This is a genomic window from Nocardia sp. NBC_01388, assembly GCF_045040085.1.
Classification (GTDB): Bacteria; Actinomycetota; Actinomycetes; order Mycobacteriales; family Mycobacteriaceae; genus Nocardia.
Genome location: NZ_CP109553.1, coordinates 1,767,713 through 1,783,684 on the forward strand (window position 1 = coordinate 1,767,713; position 15,972 = coordinate 1,783,684).

The 15,972-nt window shown below is 66.5% G+C and carries 14 protein-coding genes; 9 read left to right on the forward strand and 5 right to left on the reverse strand.

Annotated elements, in window-relative coordinates; translation table 11 throughout:
• Window positions 1–18: 18 nt before the first annotated feature.
• Together OG716_RS08180 and OG716_RS08185 are read left to right on the forward strand one after the other, a co-directional pair.
• On the forward strand, window positions 19–1,758 hold the full coding sequence (locus OG716_RS08180; protein WP_405137062.1) for a serine/threonine-protein kinase: 1,740 nt from the start codon (window positions 19–21) through the stop codon (window positions 1,756–1,758).
• Between the two features lie 78 nt (window positions 1,759–1,836).
• The gene (locus tag OG716_RS08185) at window positions 1,837–2,514 is read left to right on the forward strand and encodes an HAD family hydrolase (protein ID WP_405137063.1); all 678 of its coding nucleotides are present in this window, start codon (window positions 1,837–1,839) and stop codon (window positions 2,512–2,514) included.
• 67 nt (window positions 2,515–2,581) lie between these two features.
• On the opposite strand, the gene OG716_RS08190 is transcribed toward OG716_RS08185, so the two are convergent.
• The 4 genes from OG716_RS08190 to OG716_RS08205 all read right to left on the reverse strand — a co-directional run bounded on the left by OG716_RS08190 (window position 2,582) and on the right by OG716_RS08205 (window position 8,228).
• Window positions 2,582–4,300 (reverse strand): protein kinase domain-containing protein, encoded by a 1,719-nt coding sequence (locus tag OG716_RS08190; protein WP_405137064.1) that lies wholly within the window; start codon window positions 4,298–4,300, stop codon window positions 2,582–2,584.
• 82 nt (window positions 4,301–4,382) lie between these two features.
• A complete protein-coding gene (locus tag OG716_RS08195; protein ID WP_405137065.1) occupies window positions 4,383–6,005 on the reverse strand; it encodes an MAC/perforin domain-containing protein in 1,623 nt (540 codons plus the stop codon).
• Window positions 6,006–6,147: 142 nt separating this feature from the next.
• Window positions 6,148–6,957, reverse strand: coding sequence for an acyl-[acyl-carrier-protein] thioesterase (locus OG716_RS08200; protein WP_405137066.1), 810 nt, complete (start codon window positions 6,955–6,957; stop codon window positions 6,148–6,150).
• 146 nt (window positions 6,958–7,103) lie between these two features.
• Window positions 7,104–8,228, reverse strand: coding sequence for an epoxide hydrolase family protein (locus tag OG716_RS08205; RefSeq protein ID WP_405137067.1), 1,125 nt, complete (start codon window positions 8,226–8,228; stop codon window positions 7,104–7,106).
• Between the two features lie 104 nt (window positions 8,229–8,332).
• Between OG716_RS08205 and OG716_RS08210 the strand changes: the two genes are divergently transcribed.
• Both OG716_RS08210 and OG716_RS08215 read left to right on the forward strand, forming a co-directional pair.
• Window positions 8,333–9,340: a helix-turn-helix transcriptional regulator gene (locus tag OG716_RS08210; protein WP_405137068.1), complete on the forward strand. Its 1,008-nt coding sequence runs from the start codon at window positions 8,333–8,335 to the stop codon at window positions 9,338–9,340.
• A 10-nt stretch (window positions 9,341–9,350) separates the two neighbouring features.
• Entirely contained in the window at window positions 9,351–9,719 is a 369-nt protein-coding gene (locus tag OG716_RS08215; protein ID WP_405137069.1) for an MmcQ/YjbR family DNA-binding protein, read from the forward strand.
• A 207-nt stretch (window positions 9,720–9,926) separates the two neighbouring features.
• Here OG716_RS08215 and OG716_RS08220 read toward each other — a convergent pair whose 3' ends face one another.
• Window positions 9,927–10,847 carry a toprim domain-containing protein gene (locus tag OG716_RS08220; RefSeq protein WP_405137070.1) on the reverse strand — a complete coding sequence of 307 codons (921 nt, stop codon included), beginning with the start codon at window positions 10,845–10,847 and terminating at the stop codon, window positions 9,927–9,929.
• Between the two features lie 277 nt (window positions 10,848–11,124).
• Between OG716_RS08220 and OG716_RS08225 the strand changes: the two genes are divergently transcribed.
• The 5 genes from OG716_RS08225 (at window position 11,125) to OG716_RS08245 (ending at window position 15,937) form a co-directional block, all read left to right on the forward strand.
• Window positions 11,125–12,027 carry an arpA protein gene (locus OG716_RS08225; RefSeq protein ID WP_405137071.1) on the forward strand — a complete coding sequence of 301 codons (903 nt, stop codon included), beginning with the start codon at window positions 11,125–11,127 and terminating at the stop codon, window positions 12,025–12,027.
• 14 nt (window positions 12,028–12,041) lie between these two features.
• Window positions 12,042–12,893 carry a class I SAM-dependent methyltransferase gene (locus tag OG716_RS08230; protein ID WP_405137072.1) on the forward strand — a complete coding sequence of 284 codons (852 nt, stop codon included), beginning with the start codon at window positions 12,042–12,044 and terminating at the stop codon, window positions 12,891–12,893.
• Window positions 12,890–14,692 (forward strand): choline/carnitine O-acyltransferase, encoded by a 1,803-nt coding sequence (locus tag OG716_RS08235; protein ID WP_405137073.1) that lies wholly within the window; start codon window positions 12,890–12,892, stop codon window positions 14,690–14,692. The genes OG716_RS08230 and OG716_RS08235 overlap by 4 nt, the downstream gene beginning before the upstream one ends.
• A 258-nt stretch (window positions 14,693–14,950) precedes the next feature.
• A complete protein-coding gene (locus OG716_RS08240; protein ID WP_405137074.1) occupies window positions 14,951–15,532 on the forward strand; it encodes a TerD family protein in 582 nt (193 codons plus the stop codon).
• A 141-nt stretch (window positions 15,533–15,673) separates the two neighbouring features.
• On the forward strand, window positions 15,674–15,937 hold the full coding sequence (locus OG716_RS08245; RefSeq protein WP_355121945.1) for a phosphoribosyl-ATP diphosphatase: 264 nt from the start codon (window positions 15,674–15,676) through the stop codon (window positions 15,935–15,937).
• Window positions 15,938–15,972: the final 35 nt, after the last annotated feature.

Below are 15,972 nucleotides of genomic sequence, written 5' to 3' on the forward strand. Positions count from 1 at the left end.
CAGGAGGGGCACAACCACATGACTTCAGACCGGTTGATTGCGGGGCGGTACCGACTAACGGATCCGATCGGCACCGGTGCGATGGGGGTCGTGTGGCGCGCGACCGATGTCCGGCTGCGGCGGACGGTAGCCGTCAAGCAGTTGCTGCTGGGACCGGGATTGACTCGGTCTCAGGCGATCGAGGCCAAGATGCGCGCAATGCGGGAGGGGCGCATCGCGGCTCGGCTGCACCATCCCAATGCCGTCACCGTTTTCGATGTGGCGGAGGAGGACGGCCAGCCGTGGCTGGTCATGGAGTACGTGGACGCCGTCAGTCTCGCGGCGCTCATGCGCGAGAAGGGGACGCTCGCGCCCACCGAGGTCGCGCGCATAGGCGCCAAGGTGGCGGCGGCCATGGCCGCCGCGCACAAGGCCGGAATCGTGCACCGGGATGTGAAGCCCGCCAATATCCTTGTGGCCGAGGACGGTACGGTGAAGATCACCGACTTCGGCATCTCGCGTGCCGTCGGTGATGTCACGGTGACCTCCACCGGATTCCTCGCGGGCACGCCCGCGTACCTCGCGCCCGAGGTGGCGCGCGGTGAGAACCCGGAACCGTCCTCGGACGTATTCGCCCTGGGCTCAACGCTGTACGCCGCGGTGGAGGGTATGCCGCCGTTCGGTGAGGGCGACAATCCGCTCGCCCTGCTGCACTCCGTGGTGCGGGCGCAGGTGCCCGAACCCCGCCATGCCGGTGCGCTCGGACCGGTGCTGATGGATCTGCTGGCCGCCGATGCGGTGGACCGGCCGACCATGGAACAGGCGACCGATCGACTGCAGGCGGTGGCGGACGGGCGGGCAACCGCACTGATTCCGCGGACCAAGGTGCTGCCTGCGGCCACGAATACCGTAGTGGCAGGCGATTCCGCGGCGACCACGGTGATCTCCACCTCCGGCGCGAAGGCATCGACGGCCAATGCCACCGATCCGACCGTGCACATCGATATGGTGAAGGACAAGCCCTCGGCGCGCGGCACCGCGCCCGGAACGCCGGTGCCGCCGGCGGGCACCTTCGGCGCCAAACTCGCTGGGCAGGATGGTAATCGGCGCCAGATCGCGCTGATCGCCCTCGGTGTGATCGCGGCGGTGGTGATCGCTGTACTGGTGACGGTGGCGGTGAGCCGCAATACCGGGGAGAGCAATCCGGTCGCCAATGGCACCGGTACCACCGTGGAGCCGGTGAATCCGACCACCGGCAATGCCTCGGGCGGCGCCGCCGTCCCGGGCCAGAGCGGCGCTACCGGCGGCAATGGCGGTCAGAGCAGTGGGCAGGCCGGGCAGGCCACGCACGCGCCCACGACAACTGTCGCGCCCACCACCACGTCGGCGCAGCCGAGTACCACCACCGCACCCGCCACGCCGACCACGGTGCCGCCGACCACTCCGCCGCCTCCACCCGCCGCGGCCGCCGTGCCGTCGGCGTCGTCGGTGGCTTCATTCGTTCAGGGCTACTACGGGATGCTGCCCGGCAATGTGAGCGCCGCCTGGTCCAAGCTGTCGCCCGGCTATCAGGCCTCGACCGGCGGGTTCAATGCCTACTCGCAGTTCTGGGCCGGTATCGCGTCGGTGAGCGTCGGGGGTGTGACGACCACGGGTACGAACCGTGCGGTGGTCAATCTGACCTACACCCTGCGCAATGGTCAGGTCACCAGTGAAAGCCGCTGGGTTCAGGTCGATACGACCGGCGGTGGAATGGTCATCGCGGCCTCCGGGACCTGAGGCCGACCCGATACGCTGAGCACCGCGTCACGTGTGGTGCGCGCTCGAGGTGGACGTGAGAAGAGGAGCGGTGTTCCGGTGACGCGGTTGGACGCGGTGTTGTGGGATATGGACGGAACGCTGCTGGACTCGGAGAAGCTCTGGGATATAGCGGTCCGGGAGCTGGCGGGTGAACTCGGCCACGAGATGGACGATGCGATGCGGCATGCGCTCATCGGCGCCTCGGGGCCCAATGCCATGCGCATCATGTTCACCGGATTGGGACTGGACCCCACGCCCGCCGCCATTACCGAGGCCGGTGAGTGGATCGAGCGGCGCGTGATCGAGCTGTTCCAGGATCCGGTGCCGTGGCGACCGGGCGCGGCGGATGCGCTCGCCACCATGAAGGCGGCCGGAATCCCGATGGCGCTGGTGACCAATACCAAGCGGTCCCTCACCGAATACGGCCTGGACACCCTCGACCGCGGCTACTTCCACGCCACGGTCTGTGCGGACGAGGTGCCCGAGGGCAAACCCGCGCCCGATGTCTATCTGCGCGCGGCCGAACTGCTCGGTGTCGCGCCGGAACATGCTGTGGCCATCGAGGATTCGCCGACCGGTGCGCTGGCGGCCGAAGCCGCCGGCTGCACGGTCCTGGTCGTCCCCTGTGAAATCGCCGTTCCCACCGCCCCCGGCCGCACCTTCCGCGATTCCCTGGTCGGGCTGACCCCGGCCGATCTGCATGCGCTCGTCGTCGATCGGCACCGGGTCGGCTGACGTCGTTGCCGGGCCGAAAATCAGTGCCCGGGCAGAGGATTCGTTCCGCGCCGATGGGCGCAGTCCGCTATTTGCTGTTGTAGACACTGACGACGGTGCCGTCGACGTCGGCGGCGAGGTAGCCGCCGCCGTTGTACTCGTCGGAGAAGTACACCAGTAGCGTCGGCTTGTTGTCGTTGAAAGTCCAAGCGGGGTCGACGATTATGTAGCGGCTGGTGGGGTTGGCGACACCGAGTTTGTTCTGCGCGGTGCTCAGCAGGGTGGGCAGGATATCCCAGTTGATCGAGCTCAGCACCACGGTCGATTTGCCGGAGAGCTGGGCGCCAGGGCCGGTGCGGGTGGCGACCCCGTCACGGAAGGTGAATTCGTCATACACGGTCGGGCGATCCTTGACCGGTGCGCCGGTGTTGACGAACTGCGGATAGAAAGTCGTCTCGATGAATTGCTGTCCGCCGGTGAGCTGTTCGAGGGCGGCGATCGCCTGGCGGACCCCGGCAGGGGTGAGCAGATCCGTGGTGGCTGCCGGGCCCGCAGTGGTGGAGGGCTTTCCGGGAACGGCCGGTAGCGAGGTGGCCGGATGCGCGGCGGTGCCGGGCGGTCGGCTGGGGCCCGCCTGATCGGTGCTCTTGTCCGGCTGAAGAAGTACGGCGGCAACAACAATCAGGGCGATGGCAGTGACCGCCGCGATTCCGGCCGCGATCCACCGTCGCTGCTTGCTGGGCGGAGCATCGTTCGCGCGCACATGCGCTGTCTGATCGAACCGCGCGGCGGGACCTGTCGGCGGGAACGGTGCGGAGGTCGTCGGCGCGAAGGGCGCCGAGGTCGCTGTCGGCGAGAACGGTGCGGAGATCGCTGGTGGTGTGAACGGTGCGGAGATCGCTGGTGGTGTGAACGGTGTGGACGTTGCCGCCGGGCCGTACGAGAGGGGCGACGCGGCCGGCACGTACGGCAGGGATGGTGAGCTCGGTGCGGAGATCACCTGGGCGAGTAGCCAATCCACCTGTTCGGCGGTGGGCCGGTGGCCCGGATCGGGCACCAGTATGGCCTGCAGCGCCGCGGTCAGCGGGCCTGCGCGCCGGGGCGGGGGGACTTCGCCCCGCAGTACAGCCGCGAGGGTGCCGACGGAGGTGTCGCGGCGCATCGGGTGATAGCCCTCCACCGCGACGTACAGCACCAGGCCCAGCGACCACAGATCGGACGCGGGATGACCCTCCTGGCCGCCCAGGCGTTCCGGAGCCACGTAATCGAGGGAGCCGACCACGCTTCCGGTGGAGGTCAGCCCCTCCATGCCATTGATCGCGGCAATGCCGAAATCGGTCAGCACCGGTGAACCGTCTTCGCGCAGCAGCACATTCGCGGGTTTGATATCGCGGTGCAGGACGCCGACGGCGTGCGCCGCGCGCAGGGCCGCGAGGATGCCGCGGCCGATGAACGCGGCTTGGGCGGGCGGCATCGGGCCCATATCGATCTGCTCGGAGAGGGTGCGGCCGCGCACCAGCTCCATGACGATCCACGGGTGCTCTTCGGCGGGGGTATCCACGATGTGGTGGATGGCGACCACATTCGGATGCCCGATGCGGGCCAGCGCGCGGGCCTCCCGCAGCACTCGTTCTCGTTGCACGCCGGGCGAACTCGCGCGCTCCGGATCGGCCGCGCGCACCTCCTTGAGCGCCACGTCACGATGCAGCGCGAGGTCGTAAGCCCGCCAGACCGTACCCATACCGCCACTGCCGAGCGGTTCGAGCAATTCGAAGCGCCCGTCGACCACTGTCCGCCCGGGAATCACCGCGCCAGCCTATTGCCAGCATCCCGGTGACGCGAGCCCGGTGGCACCCCGGCGAATCCGCCGGGGTGCCACCGGATCTGCGCTAGTCGCGCCGGTGCGGGTGCCGCTCCTCGTATTTCGGCGGTTTCGCGGGTTCGATCGGGTGTGCCAGCGAGCCGAGGGCGTGGGACTTCGAGCCGGTGGTCGCGGTGCGGCCGTAGGTCAGGCCGACGGCGGAGGCGTCCATGTTGAAGTAATAGGGCTCCTCCAGCCAGCTATTGGGGGAATAGACGGCCTGCAGGATTTCCAGCGCGAATCCCGGCGCCGCACCCTGCCGGCCCAGCACGATGTAGCAGGCCGAGCCGCCCTTGTTGTTGTAGCCGATGAACTTTTTCCATCCCTGCATGGTGGCGCCGATACTCAGCAGCCAATGCGAGAAATCCTGGGAGGGATAGTTCAGCAGGTCGATGCCGAAGCCGCTCACCGCCGCCACGTATCCGGCGTGATGAACCGCATTCAGATCGGCCATCATGGCGTTGTAGATCGACGGATCCGGCGTCAGCGTATTCGGCAGGTACGTCTGGTAATACAGATGCACCATGAGCTGCTCGAAGGTCAGCGGGTCGTACAGCGCCAGCTGGAATCCGCCGACCGGAGCCGCCTGTCCCGGACCGACGACGGTCGGCGGCGGGGGTTCCACGGCCGGAATCGGAATCGCGACATTGCCATTGGCGATGATGCCCCACGTGGCGCTGACATTGCCGCCGCCGGGCGCACCGCCCGGGGTGTAATCGGTGGCGGCATAGGACAGGATCGCGCCGTTCGTATACGCCTCCAGTGCCGCGGCCACGGCGGCGGCCTGGTCCCCGGAGAAGAGCACATTGAGCGGTCGCAGCGAGAACTCGATCACCGACGGGTTCTTCATCACCGCCGAGGACCATTGATCGAATATCCCGACATCCGAATCGCCGTAGCCGGGGTTGAGGGCATTGAGTACGGAGTTGTCACCGCCGGTGGCGTTCACGGTGACCAGGCGGCTGTCGGCCCACGACTTGCCGAGTTCCTCCCACTCCGTTTGTGATTCGGCCTTCGTGGAGGTGAAGACGGCCTTGTACTCCAGCTGCACATTGACGCTGACCTGCGTTTGGTTGGAGGAGTACATCGTCTGCACGGCCTCGTAGTAGTCCAGGCTCCCGCCGACCACCACCTGACCCACGAAATGTGTTCCCCACTTGCGGAACAGGGCGAAGAATTGCTCTTGGTTCTGCGGTGTGAAGGTGTTCGGGAGGTTGCGCACATCCGGATCGTCGCGGAAATCGGGCGTCAGCCACTGCTGGGAGGTGTGATTGAGATTGAGTTCCCAAGCGGTGAAATCGGATTCGTAAATACAATAATAATATGACTGGTCGGTATTAATGGTCTGACTGTAGGCCACATCGAACTGTGCACTGAACGCCCCGTAAGACGTTTGGACGCCGGCCTTCTGCGAGAAATGAGACTGGAACTGATCGATCGTATTGTATACATATGACGACCCCGTGGTGTTGGTGTACTCCACGGGGGTGGCGTTCTCCGGCACCGCGTAGGTGATCCCGCTGGGCGGGTACTCCCAGCTCCCGCTGTCATTACCAAGATTCACAATTTGTGGCATCAGCGAACGGGTGCTGTACGTACCGAGAATATTGAAACCGCGCCCGATAGCGCCGGCGCCGGGTATCAGCGACATAGTATTTTCCTTCCGTGGCCGTCCCCGCGCCAATGATACGGTCGACAACCCGAAAGATGATGAGCTATAACTGAATTCGCAAGTGTTCGGCCACATGCACTATCAATACGTCCAGCGACGCCTGAGCACTCTCGAATCTAGATCAATATCGCACGTTCTGCAGCGTGCGGAGTTGCGCTACCGCCCGGACTTCCTGGTTGCTCGAGAACCAGAGGGTTTGGGAATTCTCCGTGCGCCGAGTATGGATATCGATGGGGTCGCCGTAGCGGATCGGCTTGTTGTATTCGAGTATGTAGCGGTGCGGCGATCGGGTGAGATCGGCGGCGTCGGCGGTGAATTCGTGGACGGCGTGCCAGTACGCGGTATTGGTCACATGCTGGAAATGATCTATGTCGGTGCGGCGCAGCGGGAACGCGGTCCCGGGGGATTCGGGGAGCGGGTCGTCGAGCCACTGCTGCCAGCGCAGGCGCTGGTTCGAGGTGGTGGTGCACATGAGCTCGAAGAAGCGGTCGTCCACGCGGGAGGGGCTCATCGTTTCCTTGTTCATGTGGATCCAGAAACCCTCGGTTTCGATCAATCCGTCATTGTCGGAGTCGATGCGCACGCGCATGGTGCACCAGCGCGGGGAGATGCCCGAACACCAGCGGCGGGTGCGCAGCCGCGCGGGCCAGGCGATGGGGCGGATGACATCGATGACGGTGCGGCGCACGATCCAGTGCGGGTGCGATTCCAGGGCGCCGCAGTGCACGAGGTGATCGACGCCCGCGTCCTGGATGTGCCGGGCGATGCCGTCGATGCGCAGGCCCTGATCCTCGTCCATATCCACGGTGCCCAGGCGCCCGGGGAAATCGAAGATATGGCCGGAGGACGGGACCGGAGCCAGGGGCAGCACCATGGGCGGTTCGACGGCCGCCGAAACTGCCTGTGCTGCATCGGTGAGCTGGTTCATCATCGGCAAACCTCCGGGACGTCCATCCGAGCGGGGGGAGTGCGGTGCGGTGAGCTGCCGCGGCGGCAATGCCGCGGCGCGATGGATGCGAGCCTAATGCAGATCCGGGCGCGAGCCGGGCTGGGCCGCCCGGTGCGCCCGGCCGGGTGTCAGCTCAGCGGGCCGAAGAATGCCCGCAGGTCCCGGGCCAGCTCGGCGGGGCATTCCATGGCCGGGAAGTGCAGGCCGCGCGCGAACTCGGTCCAGTGCGCATCCGCGGCGTGCGGGACCAGCCGGGGGACCGTCTCGTCGGCCCCGAAGATCGCGAAACCCGCGGGCGCGGAAGACGGTGCGCCCCACTCGGTGGAATGCGACTGCTCGTAGAGGGAATGCGCGGCGGAGGCGCCGGCACCGGTGAACCAGTAGAGGCTGACATTGGTCAGCAACTGATCACGATCGATCGGCAGATCCGTCCACTGCTCGAATTTCTCTGCGATCCAAGCCAATTGCAGCAGGGGCGAATCGACCAGGCCGTGGCCGATGGTCTGCGGCCGGGAGTTCTGGATGGCCAGATAGCCGGAGCCCTCACGGCGGAAGGCGTCCATGCGGGTGAGGATGACCTTGTCGATCGGATCGTCGGCATCGAGTCGTTCGGCCATTCCGGGCAGGAAGGTGGCGACATTCGCGGCGGTCAGGGGATCGGTGACCACGTGCACGCCCAGCACGTGCTCGGGATCGAATCCGGCGACCATGGCGGAGATTCCGCTGCCGACATCGCCGCCGTGCACGCCGTACCGCCCATAATCCAGCCGGCTCATGAGCTCGATCCAGGCGCGGGCGGTCCGCGCCATCGACCAGCCGGTATCGGCGAGTGGCGTGGAGAAGGCGTACCCCGGTATGGATGCCGCCACGATATGGAAGGCGGGGCCCTCGGCCGGCTCGGTCAGCGGTGCGATGAGATTCATGAACTCCGCGACCGAGCTCGGGAAACCATGGGTGATCAGCAGCGGGGTGGCATCGGAGCGGCTCGATCGCACATGCAGGAAGTGGATCTGCTGTCCGTCGATCTCGGTGATGAACTGCGGGAAGGCATTGAGTTCGGCTTCCTGTGCCCGCCAATCGAATTCGGTCCGCCAGTATTCGGCAAGCTCCTTCAGCTCCGGCACCGGAATGCCGCGCTCCCAGCCGGTGCCCGGCAGTTCGGCGGCCCACCGGGCATGGGCGAGCCGGTCGTGCAGGTAATCCAGTTCCGACTGCGGGATATCGATGCGGAAGGGGCGAATCTCAGTGCTCATCAGGGTCTTCCGTTCACTCGAGAAGGCGTGGCCTTCGGGTATGAACCAACTCTAGGAACGATTGCGGAGAGGTTCTTTCCGCGATTGCGAGCTAAAATCGAAGAATGTTGGAGACCTCCGCCCGGCTGCTCCGCCTGCTGTCGCTCCTGCAGTCGCGGCGGGACTGGACCGGCGCAGAATTGGCCGAGAGACTGCGGGTCACCACCCGCACGGTGCGCAATGACATCGACCGGCTACGAGAACTCGGTTATCCGGTCGAGGCCCGGCCGGGGGTGGCCGGCGGCTATCGGCTCGGTGCGGGCGGATCACTGCCGCCGCTGCTGCTCGATGATGAGGAGGCCGTCGCGGTGGCCATCGGATTGCGCACAGCCGCAACCACTTCCATCGCCGGTATCGAGGAGACATCCCTGCGGGCGCTGACGAAATTGCAGCAGATTCTGCCCTCGCGGCTGCGGCACCGGGTCAGCGCCTTCCAGAACACGCTCCCCGTTCCGGCCCGCGGCTCGCTGGTCGATCCCGATATCCTCACCGTGCTCGCCTCGGCCTGCCGCGATCACGAACGACTGCGACTGGACTACCTGTCGCATACCGGTGCGGCGAGCAGCAGATCGGTCGAGCCGTACCGGCTGGTCAGCAATCGCCAGCGCTGGTATCTGCTCGCCTGGGATCTCGACCGAAACGATTGGCGCACTTTCCGAGTCGACCGGATCCGCCCGCGCACCCCGGCCGGACCCCGCTTCACCCCGCGTGCCCTGCCGCCCGATCCGGAGATCGTCGCCCGCGTGGAACGCGGTGTCGGAGAGGCGGTATGGCGGTTCCGCGCCCGGGTGGTGGTACACGCTCCGGCATCTCATGTGCGGCAACGACTCCCGATACCGGTCGATATCGAACCCCTCGGTGAGGATCGGTGCGCCTTCGAACCCGGTTCGGACAATCCGCGGCAACTTGCGCTGCATCTGGGCATGCTCGGCGCGGACTTCGAGATCGTCGACTCACCGGAACTGGCGGCCGCCGTGCGCACGATCGCCGACCGCTACCAGCGGGCGCTGGCCGCCTCGCTGGGCGCTGATACTTCCCATTCGTCCAAGAACCGGGCAGACATGACCGGCTAGCCTCCGAATTATGGGTGATCCGCTGGAGTCCCTGCGCGCACTGTGTTCGGCCCTGCCCGAGGTGACCGAACGCCTCAGCCACGGCGAACCGACCTGGTTCGTGCGCGGAAAGAAAACCTTCGTCATGTTCGCCGATCACCACCACGACGACCGCCTCGGATTCTGGTGCGCCGCACCGCCCGGCACCCAGGAGGAACTGGTCGCCGCGGCACCCGACCGCTACTTCCGCCCGCCCTACGTGGGCCATCGCGGCTGGCTGGGCGTGTACCTGGATGTGCCCGTGGACTGGCCCGAAGTGGCCGAAATCGTCCAGGACGCCTACCGCATGGTGGCGCCGAAAGTCCTGGTAGCTCAGCTGGACTCGGCTCAGGACGCCTAGCCATATCGACCGAAACCGGCGGGCGCGTCAACCGGAAATAGTGGGCATCGCGCGGAAACGGTTGGGGCATCGACCGGAACGGGTGGGCCTGAAGATCGGTGCCGGGGTGGGCCTATCGGCTGGGTCGGGGCTGGCGTATCGACCAGGAACTGGTGGCGGGGTGTACTCGCATGATGCCGCCAGAGCTTCCTGGTGATCTTGGTGTCGCTAGGGGTCCGGGCGGTAGTGGGTGTCGAGGAGGGGGACGGGGTCGAGTTCTGTGATGTGGTGGCCCGCATTGCAATGGTCGGTGAGATCTTTGCCGTCTCGGGCCTGGACGATGCGGATTTCGTCGACCAGGTCGGTGAGGGTGTGGGCGACCTTGGCGGCGTGGCGGTAGCCGGGGGCATCACGGTCGGCGACTATCCAGATTCGGTGCGCGCCGGTGAGCCAGGCGGCGTGTTCGGGGTGCCAGCTTTGCGCGCCGCCCGCATTGCAGGTGGCGGTCACACCGGCGTGGGTGGCGGTGAGGACGTCGGCTTCGCCTTCGCAGATGTAGATGTCGCGGGTGTGGCGAACGGCGGCGAGGACCTCGGGCAGATGGAAGGGGAGGTGTTCGAATCCGCCCGGCTGCCAACCATTGTCGGTGCAGCGCTCCTGCCAGAAGGTTTTGCTGTGGCCGTCGCGATGGGCGATGTGGACGCGGATGATGCGGCCCGCGGGATGACCGTTGGGCCAGCGGTAGATGTACGTCGCCTGCCGCCGCGGCCGGGCAGTGCGCGGGCCGAGGTCGCGTTTGTGTACCTCGAGAGGGAGTCCGGCGGCCAGCAGGGCTTGGTCGGCGAGAGCCAGTTCGGGCACGGGGGAGTGGCGGCGGGGTCCGTACGGCGGCTGCGGATTATCGAAGAGGTCCCGAACGCTCAGGCCCAGGCGGTGTAGGACGGCCTCGTCCGGACAACCCGCGAAGCATTTCACGACCGTCCGCCGGCGTCGGCGGTTATAGAGGACCCCGAGGGACGGATGGTGGTGGCGGCCATCGGATTCGTGCACCGGGCACAGGTAGGTCGTCCAGTCGACGCCGCGCCTGCCCGGGCCCGAGACTCGGGTCAGGGCGGTGGTGATGGTGTCCCAGGAGCGAGCGGTATCCATAACGCAGTCCTCTCCCTTCCGGTGTACCCGGATCGACAGGGCTGTCAAACTGCGCGAATTACGCTGGGGTGCAAGGCAAAACGTGCTTGCAGTGGTGTTCTCGCCGGACGGTGTGACGGCCGGGTGGCCGTGTGCAGCTACCGCCGAGCATCCGGTGTGTGAGAAATCCCAACCGGTCGGTGGCACATGAAAACTATTGGTGCACAGGAAAAGTGAATACTCACAATCCCGATGCATCCCGGGCGTGTCGTCCGCTTTCGAGGCGAGAATGTCCGTCATGGTTGCGACAGGGGGTGGGGTAGACGTGTGCGATACGGACGGCTCCGGGGGTGCGGGCGCGTCTGTCCCAGGTGTGGACACCGCGCGTTATCCACTGCATGCGCCCGGTGGTGACGGGTGGGCCGCGGCCGTACGCACCGCGCGGGCGGAGCTGGCCGCCGACGGTTGCACCGTGCTGCGCGGCTTCATCCGGCCCGAGCAGGTCGCTACCCTGCGCACCGAGGGCGTGGCGCTGGCGCCGCATGCCTACTACACGGTCGAGAACGTCAATGCCTACAACATTCCGCTGGATACCGACCTGCCCGACGGCCATCCCGGCCGCATTGTGCTGCGCCGCGGAAACGCCTTCGTCGCAAGGGATCTGATTCCGCCCGGCGCGCTGATCCACCGGCTGTACACCGACCCGCGCTTCCAGCGTTTTGTCGCCGACTGCTTCGGACTCGCCGAACTGCACGAGTACACCGACCCGCTGGCCGGGCTCTGCCTCAATGTCGTGGCTCCGGGCATGTCGCACCCCTGGCACTTCGACACCAACGAGTTCACCGTCAGCATGCTCACCCAGGAGCCTGAAAGCGGCGGGGTTTTCGAGTACTGCCCCAATATTCGCTCGCGCGATGCGGAGCATCTCGAGGATGTGCGCGCGGTGCTGGACGGGCACGGCGGGCACCTGATCCGCAGCCTCGAGCTACGCCCCGGCGACCTGCAACTGTTCCAGGGTCGCTTCTCGCTGCACCGCGTCGCGCCGGTCGGCGGGACGGTGCAGCGGCATTCGGCGATTTTCGCCTACAGCGACTCCACGGGCGTGATCGGCACCGCCGAGCGCACCCGGCAATTGTTCGGGCGAGTTCTGCCCGATCACCTCGCGGCCGATGCTGTCCGCGGCGACACACTGCTCGACTGAGAAGAGGACCGCTCGTGCCCGCTCCGGCAAACAGCACCGTGTTGCACAGCACCGGGAAAGCGTCGTTCGACGATATCTACGACCGTCCCGACCCCCGTGCGTACTACGCCCGCATGTCCGAATTGGACTACCGGATACCGGAACTGGCCAAACCACACTTCGAACAGCTGATTGCCGACCATCGCGCCGCCACCGGCATCGCCACGCCCACGGTGCTCGATATCGGCTGCTCGTACGGCGTGAACGCGGCGCTGCTGCGCCTGGATATGGGTATGACCGAACTGGCTGCGCGGTACCGGGATCCGCGCATCGCGGCCGCCGATCTCGTCACCGCGGATCGCAGCCTGCTGACCGAGCACGATCTACTGCCCGGCGTGCGCTTCCTCGGCATGGACGCCGCCAGTCCCGCCCTCGATTACGCCCGCACCGCCGGATTCCTGCACGCCACCGTGCACGCGGATCTGGAGAGCGCCGAGCCCACCGAGGCGCAGCGCCGCACGCTGGCGACCGCGGACCTGGTCATCTCGACCGGCTGCGTCGGCTATGTCACCGAACGCACCCTGCTGCGCGTGGCCCGCGCGCACGGTGGAAAGCTGCCCTGGATGGCGCATTTCGTGCTGCGCATGTTCTCGTTCGAACCCATTGCCGCACATCTGGCCGCGCTCGGTTACCGCACCGAACGCGCGCCGGGCGCCTTCAAACAGCGCCGCTTCGCCTCGCCGGAGGAGCAGGCGCAGGTGTGCGGTGCGCTCGAGGCCAATGGCATCGACACCCTCGGTTACGAATCCGAGGGCTGGCTCTACGCACAGCTCTACCTGTCCCGACCGTCCCCGAACCTATCCATCGACCACGAGGACACGCATTGAGCGAACGGACCTTCGCCCACGACGACCAGTTGCCGAAAGTGCCGCTGCCGACTCTCGAAGAGAGCTGCTCGCGGTTTCTGCACTGGTGTGCGCCGCTGCTTTCCAGCGACGAGTACGCCGCCACGGCGGCCGCCGTCGAGGTTCTGCTGCGCCCCGACAGCCCGGCCCGCGTCCTGCACGCGGATCTGCGGCGATTCGACGCCGAACCGGAGACCGGCAGCTGGCTGGACGAATTCTGGCCTGCCCGCTATCTGGGCCGGCGTGACCGAATCGCGTTGAACGCCAACTTCTTCTTCCTGTTCCGCGAGGACACGGTGCTGGCCGCCTCCACCACCGCCGGGCAGGCCGAACGGGCCGCCGCACTGGTCGCCGCCGCCGTGAACTACAAGCTGCGGCTGGACGCGGAGGAGATTCCGCCGGTCACCCAGCGCGGGCAGCAACTCAATATGGCGCAGAACAAGTTCCTGTTCTCCGAGACCCGTATTCCGGGCGACCCGCAGGACACCGTGCGGGTGCCCTACAGCGCCGAATGGCCCGGGCATTCACAGGCGCGGCACATCATTGTCTTCTACCGCGGCAATATGTTCCGCATGGATGCCCTCGGCCCCGACGGCGTCCCGTATACGCCCGAGGACCTGGGCGCCGGACTGCACGCGGTGATGAAGGCCGGGGCTCGGCGCGCGCCGACCAATACCTCGGCCGGACACCTCACCACGCTGGCGCGCAAGGACTGGGCGCCGGTGCGCGCGCAGTTGCTGCCCGCCAATGCCGCGGCCTTCGAGACCATCGAAACCGCGCTGTTCTGTCTCTGCCTGGAAGATTTCACGCCGCGCGACACCCTGCACGCGTGTGATCAACTGCTGCACGGGGACAGCGGTAATCGCTGGTTCGACAAGGCGGTGTCGTTCATCGTCTTCGCCGACGGGCAGGCGGGCATCAATATCGAGCACTGCGGCCTGGACGGCACCACCATCCTGTCCTTCGTCGATACGCTGCTGGAAACCCCGGTGGCCGACCACGCCGCCCAGGCCGGTGCGCAGCCGCAGGGCCTGCCGGCCATCGAACCGGTGGAATTCAGCCTCGATATCGGGCAGCAGGCCGAGGTCGCCTCCGCCGCAGCCGCTTTCGCACAGTACGCGGCGGACAATGCCACCTCCACGGTGTCGTTCGACTTCGGCACCAGCCAGATCAAGAAGCTCGGCATCTCCCCGGATGCCTTCGCGCAGTTGAGTTATCAGCTCGCCCACCGGCGCAGCAAGGGACTCACCGGTGCGACCTACGAATCCATCGCCACCCGTCAGTACCGCAGCGGCCGCACCGAGGCCATGCGCATGGTGACCCAGGAGGTGCTGGATTTTGTTGCGGCCATGGTGGATCCGGCCGTGGATACCGACGGCAAGCGCGCCGCCGCCCGGACCGCCGCCGAGGCGCACGTGCGGCGGGCGCAGGAGTGCCAGCGCGGTGAAGCGCCCGAACAGCATCTGTGGGAACTGCAGCTGCGGCAGCGCCGCCATGGTGCGGAACTCGGCGCGACCGCACCGATGGCGTTCTACGACAGTCCGGGCTGGATCATCTCCCGCGACGACTATCTGAGCACCAGCTCCGCGCCGTCGGTGAATATCCAGTACTTCGGTTTCGGCTCCACCAGCCAGAAGTGCATCGGCATCGCCTACGTGCTGCTGCCCGACCGCTGGAACCTCTACCTGGCCACGCCGAAATCGGTGGCGCAGGAGATGCATACCTTCGCGGGGCAATTGCGCACGGCCGCAGCCGAACTGGAGACACTGCTCCGGTCCTGAATGGAAGAACGGCCTTCCCGGACGGGCAATGTCCGGTAAGGCCGTTCTCGGTGCCGGGGCTGAGGCCCCGGACCCGTCTGTCTCGCCCGTCGCTACGGGGCGAAGATCTGGTAGCCGACATCTGATAGCTACTGTCCTGCAATTCGTATCGGCATGGCAGCGGCCCGAGTTACAGGCGCGGCAGTGGTCCGAGTTACACCCGCAGCGTGGGATTCGATGCCCGGCAACACTGTCCGATTTGTCTGTACTGTGGCCGTTGTGATTACGCTTCGGAAAGAAGACGACGCAGCAGATCTCGGCGGCATCACCAAGATGAGTGTCGGAGTCAGCTGGGATCCCTCCTCGGGCACCAGCGGCGGACTGCTCGGTATCGCGCGCCGCAAGCGCGGCGTCGACCTGGACCTCATCGCAGTGCTCGTGCAGGGTGGCGATCCCGTGCGCTTCGCCGGACTGGATTCCCTCGACCCGCTCGGCAACGGCTCGGTCCTGCATACCGGCGATGAGCAGACCGGTGCGGCCTCCGGCGACGACGAGACCGTGCACGTCACCTTCGCGGATATCCCGCCCGTCATCGATCAGATCGTCTTCGTGGCCGCCGCGTTCAAAAAGGGCAGCTCCTTCGAACGCGCCAACAATGTCTCCTTCAAGATCTACGACGCCACCGGCGGCAGCAGCCAGCAGGTTGCCGATGTCTGGCCCGCACTGCTCGGCGCCGAGAACGCCAATGCCATCGCCCGCGCCGTTCGCGCCGGTCAGACCTGGCAATTGCAGGTGCTCGATCGCAAGGGCAAGGTCAAGCAGGGTGATATGCAGGCGCTGCTGCGCTTTGCCATGACGTAAGAACTGATCTCGTAAGATCCGGGTAACTCGCCGGGGACGGGCGAACTGAGCCACGTCCCCCGCCGCCGCTCCGGTACGAAAGCCGCCACGCACCTGAGCCGTCGGCAAGAGTTCCGGGGAGGCGGGATAGCATGACTCACCGTGAAATCTTTCGAAGCCCTGTTCGCCGAGCTGCAGGATCGTGCTGTCACCCGACCCGAGGGGTCCGGCACCGTCGCCGCCTTGGATGCCGGTGTCCATGCGCAGGGCAAGAAGGTACTGGAAGAGGCCGGTGAAGTATGGATCGCCGCCGAGCATGAGAGTGATGAGTCGCTGTCGGAGGAGATCTCCCAGCTGCTCTATTGGGTTCAGGTGCTGATGGTGGGCCGCGGCTTGCGGCTCGAAGACGTGTACCGACATCTGTGATGCGCCGTTTCACCGCACAGCCCGTGCGGCCGACG